This window comes from Alteromonas sp. KS69 (assembly GCF_003989595.1).
GTDB lineage: Bacteria > Pseudomonadota > Gammaproteobacteria > Enterobacterales > Alteromonadaceae > Alteromonas > Alteromonas naphthalenivorans.
Window position 1 is genome coordinate 128,584 of sequence record NZ_PYHU01000010.1, and the last position, 17,455, is coordinate 146,038.

The following is a 17,455-nucleotide window of genomic DNA, read 5'->3' on the forward strand; positions in this document are numbered from 1 at the left end:
GCTAACTTTAATTTTCTTGTGCTTCTTCTAACGCTGATACTGCATTCGCTATAGTGGCGAAATCCTGCAAGGATAGCACTTCAGCCCTTACGGTTGGGTTTATACCCAGCGCGCTGATTTGTGCTTCAGTAAGACTTTCTTTCAACGAGTTGCGTATTGTCTTGCGACGTTGATTGAACGCCTGCGCGCATACTCGTTCGAGGGTAGCCACTGAAACCACATCTACTGGCGGTGTTTTGTGCGGAATAAGACGTACTACCGCAGAATCAACCTTCGGGGGCGGCTTAAAGGCACCTGGTGGCACATTGAGTACCGGCATAACCTTACAATAGTATTGGGCCATTACCGATAATCGACCATAGCTTTTAGAGCCATGCCCTGCGGCTAAACGGTTCACCACTTCTTTTTGTAGCATGAAGTGCATGTCATCTACGCACGCAGCGTGAGAGAACAGGTGAAACATTAGCGGCGTTGAAATGTTATACGGTAAGTTACCAAAAACGCGCAACCCTTTATCTTTCACGGGCATAGTTTTAGCCAGCTCGGTGAAATCCATGGTCATTGCGTCTTGTTCAATAACAGTTAGCTTATCGCCGTTAAACGGATGTTCTCGTAAACGCTTAGCCAAATCTCGGTCAAGCTCGATAACGGTAAGTGCTTCAACTTCATCGCAAACAGGATCGGTTAGCGCGCCTAAGCCAGGGCCGATTTCAACCAAGTTTTGCTCGTGTTGCGGATTAATGGCCGACACGATTTGTCCAATCACATAGTCGTCATGAAGGAAGTTTTGTCCGAAGCGTTTTCTGGCCGTGTGGCCTAAATGTGTTTTACTCATTGTTGATGATGTGCAAGCTCAATGGCTTTTTCCAATGCTTTTCTGAAACTGCCAGGATCGGCATTACCATGGCCTGCTAAATCTAGTGCAGTACCGTGATCGACGGATGTTCTTATAAATGGAAGGCCAAGGGTAATGTTAACCGAAGCGCCAAACCCTTTATATTTTAGCACGGGAAGGCCTTGGTCGTGGTACATCGCAAGAACAACATCTGCATCTTCCAGATATTTAGGCTGAAATATCGTATCGGCAGGAAGTGGCCCGGTAATATTTAGCCCTTCTTCACGTAACTCGTTTAGCGCCGGAATAATGGTTTGAATTTCTTCTGTACCAATATGACCATCTTCACCTGCATGGGGATTAAGCCCACACACGTAAATATGCGGATTACGAACACCAAATTTTAGTTTAAAGTCGGTGTTAATAATATGGAGCACTTTGTGAAGGCGTTCTTTAGTAATGGCGCGAGATACATATTCTAAAGGAATATGGGTAGTAGCTAGTGCGACATTTAAGCCTTCTGTTGCCAACAACATGACAACATCAATCGTATTGGATTGATACGCGAAAAATTCAGTATGACCACTAAAAGATACGCCAGCTTTATTGATAATGCCCTTGTGCACCGGTCCGGTGACTACCGCATGAAAGTCGCCTTCCATGTTTGCTTGGCACGCTTGTCGAAGGGTTTCTACTACGTATAACCCGTTCTCACTATCTAAGGTTCCTGCAACCACATCGGCCGCTTTATCAATTTGCTTAATAAACAGCGAACCCGCAGGCTGAACCTGCGGGTTTGATGCATCATAAGGAAGCAGTGTAAGCGGTAAACCAAGTGCCTTCGCTCTGGTTTCAAGTATCTCGCCATCGGCGAATACCACTAACTGAGCTTGCCATGATTCTTGAGCCAGCTTGATAATTAAGTCTGGCCCAATACCGGCAGGCTCACCTGGTGTTACTGCAATTTTTATCGGTGTCATTTATGCTCTATATATTACTCGATAACTTCAATGTAGGCAGCGTCGCGCATTTCACGTAACCAGTTTTCCGTTTCTTCTGCGAACTTTCTGTTGAAAATAAGCTGATACGCTTTGTCTTCTTTGCGGCGCTCTGTTGCGTCGTCTACACGTCTATCGATTAATTGGATTAAGTGCCAACCGTGTACTGAACGTACTGGGTCGCTGTATTCACCAGCTGATAATTGCGCAAGGGCGTCTTTAAAAGCTGGTACGTAGTTGTTTGGATCTGACCAACCGAGCTCGCCGCCTTTAAGGGCTGAACCTGGATCTTCTGAATGTTCTTTAGCAAGATCTTCAAATTCAACTTCACCCGCTTCAAGCTGAGCTCTGAATTTAACTAGCATCGCTTTGGCTTTGTCTTCACTGAGTATGATTGAAGGCTTAACGAGGATATGACGAGAGTTAACCTCTTCAATAGTGACTTTTTCAATGCCTCGAGTATCTAATACTTTCAAGATATGAAAACCAGCACCACTTCTAATAGGGCCGACCAGCTCGTCTTTTGCTTTCCCCTGAATCGCTTCAGCAAACAAGGTAGGCATAGCGTTAATGTTCAACCAACCCATGTCACCACCTTCTAAGGCTTCATTACCTGATGATGATGCGATAGCTATTTTAGCAAAATCTGACCCAGAATTTAATAGAGAAAGTACTTTGTCTGCACGCTCTCTTGCTGCATCGATTTGTTCGTCGGAAGGATCCGATGGAAAGCCAATAAGAATGTGGCCTAGACGGTATTCTTCTTGTTCTGCACCTTGTTGTTCCATAAGTTCAATAAGGGTTTCTCTTTCTTGGTCGGTAATATAAACACGGCGGCGAACATTCGCGCGACGTACTTCACCCATCACGATTTCTTCGCGTATATCTTCACGGTAATCTTCATAAGCGATGCCTTCTAAACGCAATTGTCTGCGTAGTTCATCTACCGTGGTATTTTGGTTTGCAGCAATATTTGCAATGGTTTGTTCAAGCTGTGGGTCGCTTATTTGAATACCCATTCTTTGTGCCATCTGCAATTGAAGACTTTTGGTGATTAAACGCTCAATGGCTTGAGTACGCAGTGCGCGGTCAGAAGGAAGTTCTTGCCCATTTGCCTCTGCGTTTCGTTTTACATCGTTCATGAGTGCATCGACTTCACTTTGAAGTACAACACCCTGATCGACAATAACCGCTACGCGGTCAAGCATTACTTCTTGCGCGTAGCTGCTAAACGACAACACTGCACTGACTAACAAGGCCCGGATTATGAACTTCATACTCACTCTTTTATTATTGGTTAATGCTTAACGTAGGGCTACTCCCCACGCTACAACGGATTAATTTAAACTATATGGCTGACGATAGCCAAACATGCCATCTTGTAACATGCTTCTTTGTGTACCAGACGTACCGATACCTTTGAATATAAATTGTAATGACACACCCGTATCGAAATCGTCGGTAGATTGTTCACCCGATGAATCATAACGGTTGCTTAAACTTCTTTCTGCCACTAAGCGTATTGCCCAACAACAGGATTCATACTGAATACCTGCATAAGTCTCAATACTTCTATCGCGCTCGATGTCACGGTAAGTTCTACCCACCCATTGCCAGTTTTCAGTAATAGGCCAACTCGCCGATATTCCCACTTGGTCAATGGTTTCACCACTTAAGTCACGAACATATCGGTGACTCAACTGAATAAATCGCTTTGCATCTTGTCGATATTCTAAGCCAACACTACTTAAGTCAACTTTGTCGGTGTCGGTAGTCACTTGAATATCAGAATGGGCGTACCAGTTTTTGTTAAAGCGCCAGTCCATCTCAGCGGCTAGCGCCGAACGGTCTTGATTTTTAGTCGCGGCAATAACCTTGTTATCTTCAAGGTAGAATATCTGACCCAAGCTAAGTACAAATTGTTCCCTATTGTTTTTATCCAATATTCGACTGGTTATACCAAGGGTAACTTGGTTGTTATCTGAAATTCTATCCAATCCGGTAAATTCTTGCCCTCTGAATAGCCCTTCAACATCGGTTAACAGAGGCGTTGAATCATACAGCCCAATCGCTGTTTGGTCTTCATATGAGGTGTAAAGATACTGAATTTTAGGTTCTAACGTCATGGCGGTATCGTGACCAAACCATGAGGAATCTTTTTCGAAATACAGCGCGCCGAATAGGCGAGCTTGACCTAAAGTACGCTCTACATTTTCTTCTAAGTCAGTATCTTGAATATTTTCTTGTTTATAGACAGTTTGCAACACGGTGGTTTCAGCAACAAATTCACCCCATGCAGCACGAATAGGCATAGCAAGGGTAGGGGCTACATGAAAGCGGGTTGCTGTTGGCGCGGTTTCAGAAGTGTTGTCAAAATACGCTAGTTCAGAGTTAACACTAAATTCGAAATAGCGGCCAAAAGGCGTACGGTAATCAATTTTAACTTCAGGAAGCGCACGATAACTGTCGGCGGTATCACCCAATATTTCGAAGTCTTTTACTTGCATATTTACTGTGAGATCTCGGGTGTAATAACCCAAGCTTACGGTACGATAAAGGTGTGTATCTGCGCTGTTATAATAATCGGAGCCTAAATCAACAATATAGTTGTCATCACTCAAACCATTGAAATCAATGCCCAGTACCCAGTTATCGTTAAGTTGACCTTGATGCTGTAAGCGGTAGAAATAACGATCGGGAGACCCTTCAATATCACTGTCGCTTGGCAAGTATTCTACGTAAGCGGTCCCTTCACTTTTTTCGGTTAGGTAACGAAACTCTGTATTTAGCTGAATACCGCGCTGGGTCATCACCCGAGGCGAAATAGTCATGTCAAAATTAGGGGCAATATTCCAATAAAATGGTTGTGTGTAATCGATACCGGTATTGCTAGAGCTTGTTATTTCGGGAAACAATAAGCCCGTTTGACGTTCATTACTTACTGGAAATGCGAAATAAGGGAGATAGAAAACAGGAACATCAGCGACATAAAAGCGGGTATGTTTGGCTTTACCCCATGCTGTGCCTTTTTCAATGCTAATCTCACTGGCCCGAATCATCCAATCTTCATGGCCTTCGGGGCAGGTAGTAAAACTCACTTCCTTTAAAACAATACCTTCATTGGTATCGACCAATATGTCTTCGGCTGCGCCTTGTCCAACAAACCCAGTGAGTTGATAACGGGTGTTTTGCATTTCTAAGCGTTCTTCTTTTGAACGAAGTGACACCGCATCACTTTCTACGCTTAACTGTGCATCGCGAAAATGCACATCGCCTTTTGCCAGCACGTCTTCACCATTGCCATTCACTTGTGCTTGAGACGCACTGATGATGGCGCTATCAGACGTAATATCAACATTTCCTGAAAACAGTGCCACTTTATTTTCGATGATTTCAGTTCGGTTAGCTTCAACTTTCACATGCCCTTTCGGCATAAGTGCTGAGCTTTTAAAGACAATGGGCTCCACCGAGCAAAAGGCTAGCGGTGAGACTGATTCTGGATTAGCTTCCTGTGCAAACGCGACGTGAGTAGACAAGGTCGCGGAAACAAGCATGGCGCAGGTCTTTTTCATGCGGTGGTGAATGGCCTGTTTTGTTATTCGGTGCTGACACTATAATGATGTGACCTTAAGGCGCACATATAGTTCTGCATAGAGTTAATATTACGCCAACCTAGTAGCGTTGGCAGTTAACGCAATGTAATTAGCCGTCAATTCTAAGCACTTCTGTTGTATTTACCAACCATTGGATTAAAAAAATCGTATTTCTCTTTATCTAAATAGGGATTTACCGCATATTTACTGACTTATTGGGTAAAAAACGTCTCAATTAATGAAGCGAATAGACGAGTTTTTAGCTTGAAAAGCGTCAAGCTGTACCTACTTCTAAAGATTACTTTATTTTTATAGCCTTTTAAGGCTTGCAGATCATAGTGCTTAAACAACGATTTCAGACGTGGGTTGAGTGCAAAATCATCATCAATAATTCGCTAATGATTACAGGAGAATACTGACATGGCCGTGTGGGGAAAAATCCTTGGTGTACTTTTTGGGTTTATGTTTTTAAAAATCCCCGGTGCTATTTTAGGATTAATTGTAGGGCACTTCTTTGATAAGGCGTACAGCCAAGACTTTAATCAACTCGGTGGGTTCGGCCGTTTCTTTACCGATCAAAATAGTATGAAGCAACAAGCTGTCTTCTTTCATAGCTTGTTCTCGGCGCTGGGTCATTTAGCGAAATCTGATGGCAAAGTAACCAGTCGTGAAATTCAAATTGCTACTGCACTCATGGATGACATGAAGTTAACCGGTGATGCACGAAAAGAAGCACAAGAAGCGTTTCGTGAAGGTAAAGCCAGAGACTTCCCTATTACTGATACGTTGAAAGGGTTGTACGAGGCTAGTCATGGTCGCCGAGATATATTACAAGTTTTCTTGGAGATATTGATTCAAGCGGCATTTGCCGATGGCAAGTTAACCCAAGAAGAGTATGTGGTTTTAGAAAAAGTAGCGAAGCCACTGGGTTTTAGACGTCGTGATCTCGATTATCTTATTTCCATGTTTGAAGCTGAAATACGCTTTAGGCAGCGAGGCGGACAAAGTGGCTCCAATGGACGTCAGCGTTCTTCGCAACAAAGCGCCTATACCGAAAAACAATCTCTTGATGATGCTTATCGTATTTTGGGTGTTAGTGCATCAGATGATGAAAAAACCATTAAGCGTGCCTACCGAAAACGTATGTCTGAGCACCACCCAGATAAACTCGTTTCGAAAGGGTTACCTGAGCAAGCTATGGAAATGGCGAAGAAAAAGACCCAAGATATTCAGTCTGCCTATGAGCTTATCAAGCAAAAGCGTGGCTTTTAATGGCGCGTGAGCTTACTTATGTGCCTGCTGCTAGTCAGGCACATATCAATGGCTTTATAGACATGCTGTGGCTTGAGAAGGGATTATCAGATCATACTCAGCAAAGCTATCGTACCGATTTAACTAAACTGGCTATATTCTGTAATAACCAAGGCATTAAAGACATTGCGGTACTGACCACTGAAATGATGCAAGACTATCTTGCCTACCGCCACGACAAGGGGCTTTCGGCGCGAAGCACACAACGGGCAATGAGTGCGCTACGAGCCTTTTATACGTATTTAATCGGTAAGCAAATACGGGTAGATAACCCTATATCTTCCTTATCAAATCCCAAGCTACCTAAATCTTTGCCTGCCTCTTTAAGTGAACGCCAAGTTGAAGATTTACTCGCTGCGCCCTTAATAGAAGACCCGATAGAGTGCAGAGACAAAAGCATGCTAGAAGTGCTTTATGCCACAGGATTGCGGGTAAGTGAGCTTATCGGTTTGCAAATGAGCGAGGTAAGCTTACAGCAAGGCGTGGTACGGGTTACCGGTAAAGGTAATAAAGATAGATTAGTGCCACTTGGGGAAGATGCCATAGAATGGCTGTTAACGTATATAAAAACTGCCCGTCCCGTGCTGGCCACTAAGCAGTCAGACTATGTGTATTTGAGCAAACGTGGTCAAAAAATGACGCGGCAAACCTTTTGGCATCGTATAAAATATTATGCTGTGAAAGCGAATATTGAACAGCATCTCTCTCCACACACTTTGCGTCATGCCTTTGCCACCCATTTGCTCAATAATGGCGCCGATTTGCGGGTTGTGCAGATGTTGTTGGGGCACAGTGATTTGTCGACGACCCAAATTTATACCCATGTGGCGACCGAGCGTTTACAAACGCTCATTCACAGCCATCACCCTAGGGGATAACTCCACTAATTGGTAAGGCAAACTTCAGTGTTACCCAGCGAGTGGTGTGATAGCATTACGTTAAATACTCGCTAAGTATCGCTTTAGTAAAATGCGCAAATGAAATTTTTCTAATGCATGGGCGGTCTTAGTTATATCCCATTTTAATATTTTGAAAGCATGATTGCTGTCGGAGTAAATATAGTGAAAGTAGTAAAATTTAGCTTATTGGTTGCAATGGTGTTCACTACGAGCCTTTTCGCGAGTGTCGCAAGCGCAGCTGATGAAACGGCAATTAAAAGTAAGCTGACTAATATGCTGGGGCTAGAGGTTGACTCTCTTGCCGATTCACCCATTCCAGGCTTGGTACAAGTATCGACCAATCGCGGTTTCTTCTATGTCAGTGATGATGCTAAATATTTGGTTCAGGCGCGTATTCTCAATATAGATGAAGGCATGCGTAATGAAACCGAAGTCGCCTATTCGGACCTTCGCATCGAAGGTGTGAAGGAAATGGAATCATCAGCCATTACGTTTAAAGCTAAAAACGAAAAGCATGTGATCAGTGTTTTCACCGATACCACCTGTGGTTATTGCCGCAAGCTTCACAAAGAAGTGGGCGACTTAAACGACATGGGGATTACGGTAAACTACTTGGCTTTTCCTCGTGCAGGGTTAGACAGCCAGAATTACCAAGATATGGTGTCGGTATGGTGTGCAGCAAATCCGCAAAAAGCATTAACTGATGCAAAAGCGGGCAACGATGTAGCAACCGCTAAATGCGCTAACAAAGTGGCAGAGCAATATTTGTTGGGACAAAAACTAGGTGTAAACGGTACCCCTAACATTGTTTTGCCAGATGGCTCGCTAATTCCAGGTTACCAACCTGCAGGCATGATTGCACAGGCTATTGAGCAAGCCGAATAGCGCCAATTTTAATTTTTTAAAACGCACCGTAGCAAAAGTGAATACTCAGGCTAGGTGCGTTTTTTTATGTTCTGATTTTACCTACCTCATTCCCTTGGGTATCATTACCCTCTAATTAACCGTAGTGATGAATGTCGATGATATTGCCTGTAGTGCGCCGTGAAACTGGTGACGCCCCTCTTGCTTCTACTTTGCACCCTGTAATAGACCGTATTTATCGCGGCAGAAATGTGCAAGATGTTAGCGAACTAGAAAATGGGCTGAAGGGCCTTACCCATTTCAATGAGCTAAAAGGCATGGCCGGTGCGGCAAGTATTCTGGCTGACACTATTGAGCAAGATAAGACGCTCATTATTGTGGGTGATTTCGATGCCGATGGTGCCACCAGTATTGCAGTGTGTATTCATTCATTGCATATGATGGGGTTTAATAAGGTTGATTATTTGGTGCCAAATCGTTTCGATTTTGGTTATGGCCTTAGCGTACCTATTGTGGATATCGCCAAGCAGCAAGGCGCTGACGTTATTATTACGGTAGATAACGGCATTGCCTGTATTGACGGAGTGACGCATGCAAAAGCCTTGGGCATAGAGGTTATTGTTACCGACCACCACTTACCCGGTGACGCGCTCCCTCCCGCCGATGCTATTGTGAACCCCAATCAGCCAGGCTGTACTTTCCCCTCTAAAAACCTAGCGGGGGTTGGGGTGGCGTTCTACATCATGTTAGCCCTTAAAACCGAGCTACAACAACGTAATTGGTTTACTAAAAAGAATCTTCCAGCGCCTAATTTGGCATCGTTACTAGATATTGTAGCCGTAGGTACGGTGGCCGACGTGGTGGTTTTAGATAAAAACAACCGAATTTTGGTACATCAAGGCCTGCAGCGTATTCGTGCAGGTAAATGCAGACCGGGTATTAAAGCGTTAGTTGAAGTGGCTAACCGTGATTGTGCTCACCTTACTTCAACCGATTTAGGTTTTGTTATTGGCCCTCGCTTAAATGCTGCCGGCAGGTTAGATGATATGTCTCAAGGCATAGCTTGCCTGCTAGAAGACGATACTATGCAAGCTCGCATGATAGCCTCGGAGCTAGATGCACTTAACCGTGAACGCCGAGAAATAGAAACCGGAATGAAGGCGCAAGCAGAACAAGTGCTAGAAAAAATGTCCCTAGCTGAAGGTGATATTCCTGCCGCGTTAGTGGTGTATCAAGCCGATTTCCATCAAGGTGTGATTGGCATTGTGGCGGGGCGTTTAAAAGAAAAGTATTTGAAACCGGTTATCGCTTTTGCTCATCAAGACGAGGCGACAATAAAAGGCTCGGCTCGCTCTATTCCAGGGGTGCATATTCGTGATGTACTCGATGAAGTGAATACGCGTTTTCCGGGTGTTATTGACAAATTTGGTGGCCATGCAATGGCAGCAGGGCTAAGTTTGCCGGTGGCTAATTTAGCCGCATTCCAAAAGGCGTTCATCGATATTGCTAAGCAACATATGGATAAACTAGACGGTAACCAAGTGTTACTGTCTGACGGCAGCCTAACGGGCCAAGAGCTATCGTTGCCATTCGCCCATTTGCTTAGGCAAGCTGGCCCGTTTGGGCAGGGCTTTGAATCGCCATTATTCGATGGCGAGTTTCAAGTAGTGCAACAGCGACTGGTGGGTGAAAAACACTTAAAGTTGGTACTACGAGAGCCTTCGGTTGGCGAAGTGGATGCGATTGCCTTTAATATTGATATTAAAGCGTGGCCCAATGCCATGGTGAAACAAGTACGCATTGCCTACCGATTAGATGTAAACGTATTTCGCGGCCAAGAATCGGTGCAGCTTATTATTGAACAGCTAGAAAGCGCATAGATTAGACAGCTAGAAAGCGCATAAATCAAACAGCTAGAGTACTTAAAGGCAAAGCGCTTAAGGTTCGCATATCAGAATACAACGCGGTGCAAGGTGAATAATATGAAATCAGAGACTGACAAATTAATCAGCAAGCATGGCCAATTAAATCAATCAGATAATATGAAGGTGGTGTCGCACGTCCAGCGTGAAGAAGATGATTGGGTGCGCAACACCGTAATGTTAGAAGGCATTGATGTGCCGTTTATTTATCGCCGAAAAAAGCTATACCAAAGCCTAAAAGGGGCGCGGGTCAATATCACTTACTACCGACAGGTAGAAGAGGTGGCAGGGATTGAGTTTGAAACCATGAAAGTGGTACGCATTAAACGAAGCTAAGCCCATTACTCTGTTAGAGTTGCTAATACATACGGGAAAATGAATGAATAACGACTGGTTGACTGCTTTTGTGTTGCACCGCCGAGCCTATAGAGAGACCAGTTATATCGTCGATTTCTTTACCCTAGAACAAGGCAAAGTGAGTGCCGTGGCGAAAGGTGTACGTAACAGCAAGTCTGATAAAAAAAGTCTGCTTCAACCTTTTCAAGCTCTCAAACTACAACTTGCCGGTAAATCTGATTTAAAAAACTTGCGGCATGTCGAAAGCACTGCGCCATCCATTAATTTAGTGGGCACGCCGCTATTTTGTGCTATGTACCTCAATGAACTTACCAATCGAATAATGCCTGCTGGCCTTGCCAGTGATGCGGTATTTGAGGCTTACGGACAGGCGCTTACGGCGCTATTTAGCGATGATGACATTGAAATTACCCTGCGAAAGTTTGAACTGTCACTTCTAGATGAAATGGGATTACTGCCTGATTTCACTGAAGATGTAGAATATGAAATGCCCATCGAGGCCGAAAAGCACTATGTACTGCAGCCGGAATTTGGCTTTTGTGCGCTGCCAGATGATGTGTCAAATAGCCATACTCGCAAGGGCTTGCCGGGTAGTGCGCTACTCGCCCTAGCACAAGGTGAATTTACGCCTATGAGTAAACGTGTGGCCAAAGTGCTATGCCGTGATTTACTCAAGCCGCTTATTGGCGATAAACCACTAAAAAGTAGAGAATTGTTTGTGGTTAGAAAGTAATAAAACAATAAGTGTTACGCATATTTAATCACGCTTTTTGCCATGTGATGGTTCGAAAGTTTGTTACAATAGCGCTTAATCAATTTTAGATAGGTAATACGCGCCTTTACTATGAAGCGCTGATTACCAAAGGCTTGTTCTACTATAGGTATCTGTTAATGAGTACACTTCTTCTTGGCGTTAACATCGATCACATTGCCACACTTCGAAATGCCCGTGGTACCAACTACCCCGATCCTGTGCATGCAGCAGATGTTGCGGAGCGCGCTGGAGCGGACGGTATTACTGTTCACTTACGTGAAGATCGTCGCCATATAAAAGACAGAGATGTACGCATTTTGGCGCAAACTATCAATACCCGCCTAAACTTGGAGATGGCGGTTACCGACGAGATGCTAGCGATTGCCGAGGAAGTTAAACCGGTATTTTGTTGCTTAGTGCCCGAGAAGCGTGAAGAACTAACCACTGAAGGCGGTCTTGACGTAGCGGGTAATTTGGCCGTGATGAAACAAGCATGCGAGCGTTTGGCGGCCGCGAACATTTTGGTGTCTTTGTTTATCGATGCAGATAAACAACAAATAGATGCAGCGGTTGAGTGCGGTGCGCCTTATATAGAAATTCATACTGGCCAGTATGCTGAAGCAACCAGTGAAGCCGAACTTGAAGAAGAGCTAGCTCGATTAGTGGAAGGTATTGAGTATGCCGATAAACGAGGTCTTAAAGTGAATGCTGGTCATGGTTTGCATTACCATAACGTGAAACCGATTGCGGCTATCCCTCAACTTATTGAGCTGAACATTGGCCATGCAATTATCGCAAGAGCGGCGTTTGATGGCTTAGCCACTGCGGTGGCTGATATGCGTAAGCTCATGTTAGAAGCAAGAAGTGGAATCTAACGTCACATCCGTTTAAGTTGCTAAACAAGTAAAATTGAAAGTAAACGCTAAAAACCAAAAAGAGAATACCTTGTGGCCATAGCTGGATTAGGCACAGACATTATTGAAATTGCACGTTTGAATAAAAGCGACGCTACTACCGAGCGCCTCGCCAAACGTGTACTCACGCCTTACGAGCTTAACCTTTATGTTGCTAGTAATGAGCCCGTGCGCTATTTAGCCAAGCGATTCGCCGCTAAAGAAGCAACAGTGAAGGCGTTAGGGACAGGTATTGGTAACGGCGTCAGTTGGCAACATATTGAAGTGCGCAATAATGCTTTAGGCGCGCCAGAACTTCATTTTACTGGAGAGGTTGCCATGCTGTGTGAACAGCGAGCTATTACCTCTAGTGTTATCAGCATTTCCGATGAAACTCACTATGCGGTTGCTACCGTTATTCTTGAAAATTAATGTAACGGGAGCACCACGTGGCCATATTTTATAAGCCGAGCAAAGGCAAAAACAAAAGTAATCTGAAAGGGCGAGTGCGCGGCGCTGGCTCAGGTGAAAAGCAGCACATTGTAAAAACTAAACAATCATGGCCCTCGGTTGATGACATTAATACTGCTAATGAAGCGGTAACCATTGATGGTATGGATTGGCAGGGGCAGGGCGTTGCTCGGGGTGAAACCTTATTTTTTGTTGATGGCGCTTTACCTGGTGAAACCGTAGAAATAAAAGCACTTTCAAGCAACAAGCAGATTGTTAACGCGAAAGTCACTAAAGTGAATACACCCTCAGAGCACCGCCAAAAACCGTTTTGCGGGGTGGCAAATCAGTGCGGTGGTTGTCAGCTCCAGCACGTAGAGCCTCAGGAAGCCCTCGCACTGCGAGACGATGCGCTTAAAAGTATGTTCCAGCGTAAACTCGGTTTCAACGAGGGGGCCTGGCAAGCGCCCGTCAGTGGTAATCGACCACGCTACCGCCGTAAAGCTCGACTAGCAATTGATGCAAGAAATCCAGATAAAATAAAACTTGGCTTTCGAGAAAATGCAGGCAAAAACATTGTTGATATCGAAGGCTGCCCAGTTTTAGTTGAATCGTTAAGCCAACTTATCGCGCCACTTAAATCTGCCATTACTGGCTATGCTAGCGCTCGCTTGGTTGGGCATGTCAGCTTGTTGGCCGGAGAAAACGCGGTGCAAGTCACGGTAAAGCATACCCGTTCATTGGCCAACGACTTTATTGCGTCGCTTTCCCAGTTCGCTGTGGAACAAAACGTGAATATGACAATCGAAGACGGTAATGGCGAATTTACTCATTTGCATGAAATAGCGCCAATTACCTGTAACACAGTAGATGGCTTCTATTTGCAACCTGGGCCTAATGATTTTGTTCAGGTGAACGCAGAAGTAAATACTAAAATGGTGGCGCAAGCCCTGTCGTGGTTAGCACCAAAAGCCGGTGAACGTATAGCCGATTGGTTCAGTGGTTTAGGTAATTTTACTTTGCCTATTGCCAACAGTGGCGCCACCGTAAGCGCGGTAGAAGGGGTTGCTGAAATGGTGCAGCGCGCCAAAAGTAACGCCCTTGAACAGGGCATAACGAACGTGGATTGGATGCAGCTTGACTTGGCTGATGAAAAATCAGTGGATAAAGCGTTAGCGGGTGGCTTCGATAAAGTCTTGCTTGATCCGTCTCGAGAAGGAGCATTGACGGTTTGTCATGCCCTGGTTCGAGCAACTCCTAGTACGATAGTGTATGTTTCTTGCAACCCGAACACTTTTTCGCGGGATGCGCGTGTACTGATAGATGGAGGTTATCAAATGCAAAAAGCGGGTGTGATTGAAATGTTCCCCTTTACCCATCACATGGAAACGATGGCGCTATTTACACGCCAACAGCAATAGCGAGCAGCGGTTATGGTGACAACAAGAAAAGTGCATGCAGCCGATAGGCCTCCTTTTGAGGTGTGGCTAGACAGCCTCGATTTAAGTGAAGAAACGAAAGACAAACTACGCAGTGTGTCTTCTATGCCAGAGCGTCTTCTAGTAGGCCAAGAAATGGTCGAAATACTCTGTCAGTTAAATATGGATGACGTCACCTTGCAGGCGGCATTGGTCTTTCCTTACTGCGAACAACACTGTTTAACCGAAGCTGATATTGAGCAAGAATTCGATATTGAAATTCGTGACTTAGTCGTGGGGGTTAGGCGTATGGACGCCATTAAAACCTTACACGCTAGAAAAAATAATGGCTCGCCGTTCAACGAAAAATCTGATGAACAACATATAGATAGTATTCGTCGTATGTTGCTTGCTATGGTTGAAGATGTACGTGCCGTTGTGATTAAAATGGCAGAACGTATTTGCGCCCTTCAACAAGCGAAAAAAGCGGATGAAGAAACGCGGGTTATGGTGGCCCGTGAATGTGCCAGCATTTATGCCCCGTTGGCCAACCGTTTAGGAATAGGTCAGTTAAAATGGGAATTGGAAGATTTAGCCTTTCGCTATTTGCATCCTATTACCTACAAACAAATCGCTAAGCAACTTGACGGTAAACGTCGAGAGCGAGCCGATTATATTGATGGCATCGTTGATGACCTTCAATCATTAATGAATAGCGAAAATATTCGCGCGGATGTGTACGGCAGGCCAAAACACATTTTCAGCATTTGGAAAAAAATGCAGAAAAAGCGCCTTACCTTCGAACAACTTTTCGATATACGTGCTGTGCGGGTTATCGCCGAGCGGTTACAAGATTGTTATGCCGCGCTTGGCACCGTGCACGCCAGTTACAAGCACTTGCCCAATGAATTCGACGATTATATTGCCACGCCTAAAGCGAATGGCTATCAGTCTATTCACACCGTTATTGTGGGTCCTGAAGGTAAACCAGTAGAAATCCAAATTCGTACTCACAAAATGCATCAAGACGCCGAGCTAGGTGTTGCAGCGCATTGGAAATATAAAGAAGGCAGTACGGGTAAACAGTCGGGCTACGATGAACGCATAAACTGGCTTCGCCGCATATTAGCCTGGCAAGAAGAAGTGGCCGAATCTGGTGATATGGTGGAAGAGTTGCGCAGTCAGGTATTTGATGACCGTGTGTATGTGTTTACCCCAAAAGGCGATGTTATCGACTTGCCACAAGGCGCTACGCCCCTCGACTTTGCCTACTATATTCACAGCAATGTAGGGCATCGCTGCATTGGGGCGAAAGCCAATGGACGAATTGTGCCTTTTACTTATCAGCTGCATAGCGGCGATCAAGTGGAAGTGCTTACTGGCAAAGAGCTTAACCCCAGTCGCGATTGGATGCACCCAGGCTTGGGCTATGTTCACTCATCTCGCGCTCGCGCTACTATCCATTCCTATTTCAAAAAACAAGACAGGGATAAAAACTTAGCTGCGGGTAAAGAACTGCTAGAGCGTGAATTGCATCGCGCCCATTTGCCTTTGAAGATCACCAGTGAAGTATACGAGAAGTTCAATGGACATTGCGTTGACGATTTGTATGCAGCTATAGGTACGGGCGATGTGAGGGTGATGCAAGTCATCAACTTTATTCATTTCTTACAAGAGCCTGAGCCAGAAGAGCCTGAAATTAGCCCTAAAGTAAAAACAAAGCGAACGGCTAAAGGCGCAGGCAAGAAAGACGCAGTTGTTGTACAAGGGGTTGGCCACTTGATGAGCCAGTTGGCCAATTGCTGTAAACCCGTTCCGGGTGAGCCCATCATGGGGTATATCACGCAAGGGCGTGGAGTAAGCGTACATAAAGAAAGCTGCGATCAGTTGCAGCATTTGCTTGAGCAGCACCCAGAACGTCAAATTGAGGTGAACTGGTCACAAGAGCTTAAAGTAGGTTTTGAAACCTCAGTTGATATCTTTTGTCACGACAGAACCGGTTTGTTGCGTGATATCACTACCGTGCTGGCAAATGAAAACGTGCCATTACTGGGTGTGAACAGTTTAAGTGATAAACATAGGCAAACGGCGCTAATTACCATTTCTATTGAAGTACAAGACTTAGATACCTTATCAAAAGTACTTGCACGATTACGTCAGTTAAAAGGCATTACGGATGCAAAACGCAAACAATTCTGAGTTGCCTGAGATAAAGCGACTTCAAGAAATAATGGCGACGCTTCGTGATCCGGAATCTGGCTGCCCGTGGGATATTCAGCAAACGATGGAAAGCCTAACCCGCTATACCATTGAAGAAGCCTACGAAGTGGCTGATGCTATCGCGAAAGGGGAGCCTTCAGATATTCGGGACGAACTGGGTGACTTGTTGTTTCAGGTGGTGTTCTATTCCCGTATTGCAGAGGAAGAAGGCAATTTCACCTTTAACGATGTTGCGAAAAGCATTAGCGACAAAATGACCCGCCGTCATCCACATGTATTCGGCAATGCTTCAGCGCAGCCAAGTAGCGAAGAAGGCTTAACTGCACAGTGGGACAGTATAAAAGCGCAAGAAAAAGCGTTAAAGCATGAGAATTCAAGGCAACGGGCTTTAAAGCAAAAACTGACTTCTACATCGCCGAGTAAAGATAATGAACCGACTTTCCCGAGTCTACTTGATGATGTGCCAGTGGGAATGCCGGCATTAATGTATGCCCAAAAATTACAAAAAGCCTGTGCAAAGGTGGGTTTTGATTGGCCAGACGTTGCGCCTGTTTTAGATAAAGTGCGAGAAGAAGTTGAAGAAATTCAACAAGAACTTGACGCCGAAACCCTGAATCAGCAAGCCTTAGAAGAAGAAATTGGCGATGCGTTGTTTGCTATGGTTAATTTGGCAAGACATTGTAAAGTCGATGCAGATACGGCGTTACGTAACGCCAGTAACAAATTCGCCAAACGTTTTAAAGTGGTAGAGTCTTTAGCCTTCAAAGCACAATCAGCCCATAAAATAGACTCAGAAAACTTGTCGATAATAGAAGGCGGGCCCGAGAGTAAGGGCTCACCATTAGCTAATATGACGCTTGATGAGATGGAAGCACTATGGCAGCAAGCAAAAATCACTACTGCTAATTCATAACGCTTTACCGGTCTTACTAAAGCTTAGC

General features: G+C 44.8%; 15 protein-coding genes. 11 read left to right on the forward strand and 4 right to left on the reverse strand.

What is annotated here, in order from left to right; genetic code table 11:
- Positions 1-7: 7 nt before the first annotated feature.
- The 4 genes from rsmA to C7Y69_RS09050 are packed head-to-tail and all read right to left on the reverse strand — an operon-like array spanning position 8 to position 5,405.
- Positions 8-835, reverse strand: coding sequence for a 16S rRNA (adenine(1518)-N(6)/adenine(1519)-N(6))-dimethyltransferase RsmA (rsmA, locus tag C7Y69_RS09035; RefSeq protein WP_126872480.1), 828 nt, complete (start codon positions 833-835; stop codon positions 8-10).
- Positions 832-1,815 (reverse strand): 4-hydroxythreonine-4-phosphate dehydrogenase PdxA, encoded by a 984-nt coding sequence (pdxA, locus tag C7Y69_RS09040; RefSeq protein WP_013785394.1) that lies wholly within the window; start codon positions 1,813-1,815, stop codon positions 832-834. The genes rsmA and pdxA overlap by 4 nt, the downstream gene beginning before the upstream one ends.
- A 14-nt stretch (positions 1,816-1,829) precedes the next feature.
- Complete coding sequence (surA, locus tag C7Y69_RS09045) at positions 1,830-3,116, reverse strand: peptidylprolyl isomerase SurA (RefSeq protein ID WP_260563486.1); 1,287 nt, start codon at positions 3,114-3,116, stop codon at positions 1,830-1,832.
- Between the two features lie 54 nt (positions 3,117-3,170).
- A complete protein-coding gene (locus C7Y69_RS09050) occupies positions 3,171-5,405 on the reverse strand; it encodes an LPS-assembly protein LptD (protein ID WP_126872482.1) in 2,235 nt (744 codons plus the stop codon).
- Positions 5,406-5,846: 441 nt separating this feature from the next.
- Between C7Y69_RS09050 and djlA the strand changes: the two genes are divergently transcribed.
- The 11 genes from djlA (at position 5,847) to mazG (ending at position 17,427) form a co-directional block, all read left to right on the forward strand.
- Positions 5,847-6,698, forward strand: coding sequence for a co-chaperone DjlA (djlA, locus tag C7Y69_RS09055; RefSeq protein ID WP_013785391.1), 852 nt, complete (start codon positions 5,847-5,849; stop codon positions 6,696-6,698).
- Complete coding sequence (xerD, locus tag C7Y69_RS09060; RefSeq protein ID WP_126872483.1) at positions 6,698-7,615, forward strand: site-specific tyrosine recombinase XerD; 918 nt, start codon at positions 6,698-6,700, stop codon at positions 7,613-7,615. Before djlA ends, xerD begins: the two co-directional genes overlap by 1 nt.
- A 183-nt stretch (positions 7,616-7,798) precedes the next feature.
- The gene (gene dsbC, locus C7Y69_RS09065; RefSeq protein WP_126872484.1) at positions 7,799-8,521 is read left to right on the forward strand and encodes a bifunctional protein-disulfide isomerase/oxidoreductase DsbC; all 723 of its coding nucleotides are present in this window, start codon (positions 7,799-7,801) and stop codon (positions 8,519-8,521) included.
- Positions 8,522-8,658: 137 nt separating this feature from the next.
- A complete protein-coding gene (recJ, locus tag C7Y69_RS09070; protein ID WP_126872529.1) occupies positions 8,659-10,380 on the forward strand; it encodes a single-stranded-DNA-specific exonuclease RecJ in 1,722 nt (573 codons plus the stop codon).
- A gap of 102 nt (positions 10,381-10,482) precedes the next feature.
- Positions 10,483-10,758, forward strand: a complete 276-nt coding sequence (locus C7Y69_RS09075) for a hypothetical protein (RefSeq protein WP_013785387.1) — start codon at positions 10,483-10,485, stop codon at positions 10,756-10,758.
- A gap of 43 nt (positions 10,759-10,801) precedes the next feature.
- Positions 10,802-11,512: a DNA repair protein RecO gene (gene recO, locus C7Y69_RS09080; RefSeq protein ID WP_013785386.1), complete on the forward strand. Its 711-nt coding sequence runs from the start codon at positions 10,802-10,804 to the stop codon at positions 11,510-11,512.
- 158 nt (positions 11,513-11,670) lie between these two features.
- Positions 11,671-12,408: a pyridoxine 5'-phosphate synthase gene (gene pdxJ / locus C7Y69_RS09085; RefSeq protein ID WP_013785385.1), complete on the forward strand. Its 738-nt coding sequence runs from the start codon at positions 11,671-11,673 to the stop codon at positions 12,406-12,408.
- Between the two features lie 72 nt (positions 12,409-12,480).
- A complete protein-coding gene (gene acpS / locus C7Y69_RS09090; RefSeq protein ID WP_013785384.1) occupies positions 12,481-12,858 on the forward strand; it encodes a holo-ACP synthase in 378 nt (125 codons plus the stop codon).
- 17 nt (positions 12,859-12,875) lie between these two features.
- Positions 12,876-14,297, forward strand: a complete 1,422-nt coding sequence (gene rlmD / locus C7Y69_RS09095) for a 23S rRNA (uracil(1939)-C(5))-methyltransferase RlmD (RefSeq protein ID WP_126872485.1) — start codon at positions 12,876-12,878, stop codon at positions 14,295-14,297.
- A 12-nt stretch (positions 14,298-14,309) separates the two neighbouring features.
- A complete protein-coding gene (gene relA, locus C7Y69_RS09100; protein ID WP_126872486.1) occupies positions 14,310-16,493 on the forward strand; it encodes a GTP diphosphokinase in 2,184 nt (727 codons plus the stop codon).
- On the forward strand, positions 16,471-17,427 hold the full coding sequence (gene mazG, locus C7Y69_RS09105; protein WP_126872487.1) for a nucleoside triphosphate pyrophosphohydrolase: 957 nt from the start codon (positions 16,471-16,473) through the stop codon (positions 17,425-17,427). The genes relA and mazG overlap by 23 nt, the downstream gene beginning before the upstream one ends.
- Positions 17,428-17,455 lie beyond the last annotated feature (28 nt).

Bases quoted from the DNA above. Each gene is read 5' to 3' on its own strand.
- rsmA (WP_126872480.1), bottom strand. From the start codon at position 835: ATGAGTAAAACACATTTAGGCCACACGGCCAGAAAACGCTTCGGACAA.
- pdxA (WP_013785394.1), bottom strand. From the start codon at position 1,815: ATGACACCGATAAAAATTGCAGTAACACCAGGTGAGCCTGCCGGTATT.
- C7Y69_RS09050 (WP_126872482.1), bottom strand. From the start codon at position 5,405: ATGAAAAAGACCTGCGCCATGCTTGTTTCCGCGACCTTGTCTACTCAC.
- djlA (WP_013785391.1), top strand. From the start codon at position 5,847: ATGGCCGTGTGGGGAAAAATCCTTGGTGTACTTTTTGGGTTTATGTTT.
- xerD (WP_126872483.1), top strand. From the start codon at position 6,698: ATGGCGCGTGAGCTTACTTATGTGCCTGCTGCTAGTCAGGCACATATC.
- recJ (WP_126872529.1), top strand. From the start codon at position 8,659: ATGATATTGCCTGTAGTGCGCCGTGAAACTGGTGACGCCCCTCTTGCT.
- C7Y69_RS09075 (WP_013785387.1), top strand. From the start codon at position 10,483: ATGAAATCAGAGACTGACAAATTAATCAGCAAGCATGGCCAATTAAAT.
- recO (WP_013785386.1), top strand. From the start codon at position 10,802: ATGAATAACGACTGGTTGACTGCTTTTGTGTTGCACCGCCGAGCCTAT.
- pdxJ (WP_013785385.1), top strand. From the start codon at position 11,671: ATGAGTACACTTCTTCTTGGCGTTAACATCGATCACATTGCCACACTT.
- relA (WP_126872486.1), top strand. From the start codon at position 14,310: ATGGTGACAACAAGAAAAGTGCATGCAGCCGATAGGCCTCCTTTTGAG.
- mazG (WP_126872487.1), top strand. From the start codon at position 16,471: ATGCAAAACGCAAACAATTCTGAGTTGCCTGAGATAAAGCGACTTCAA.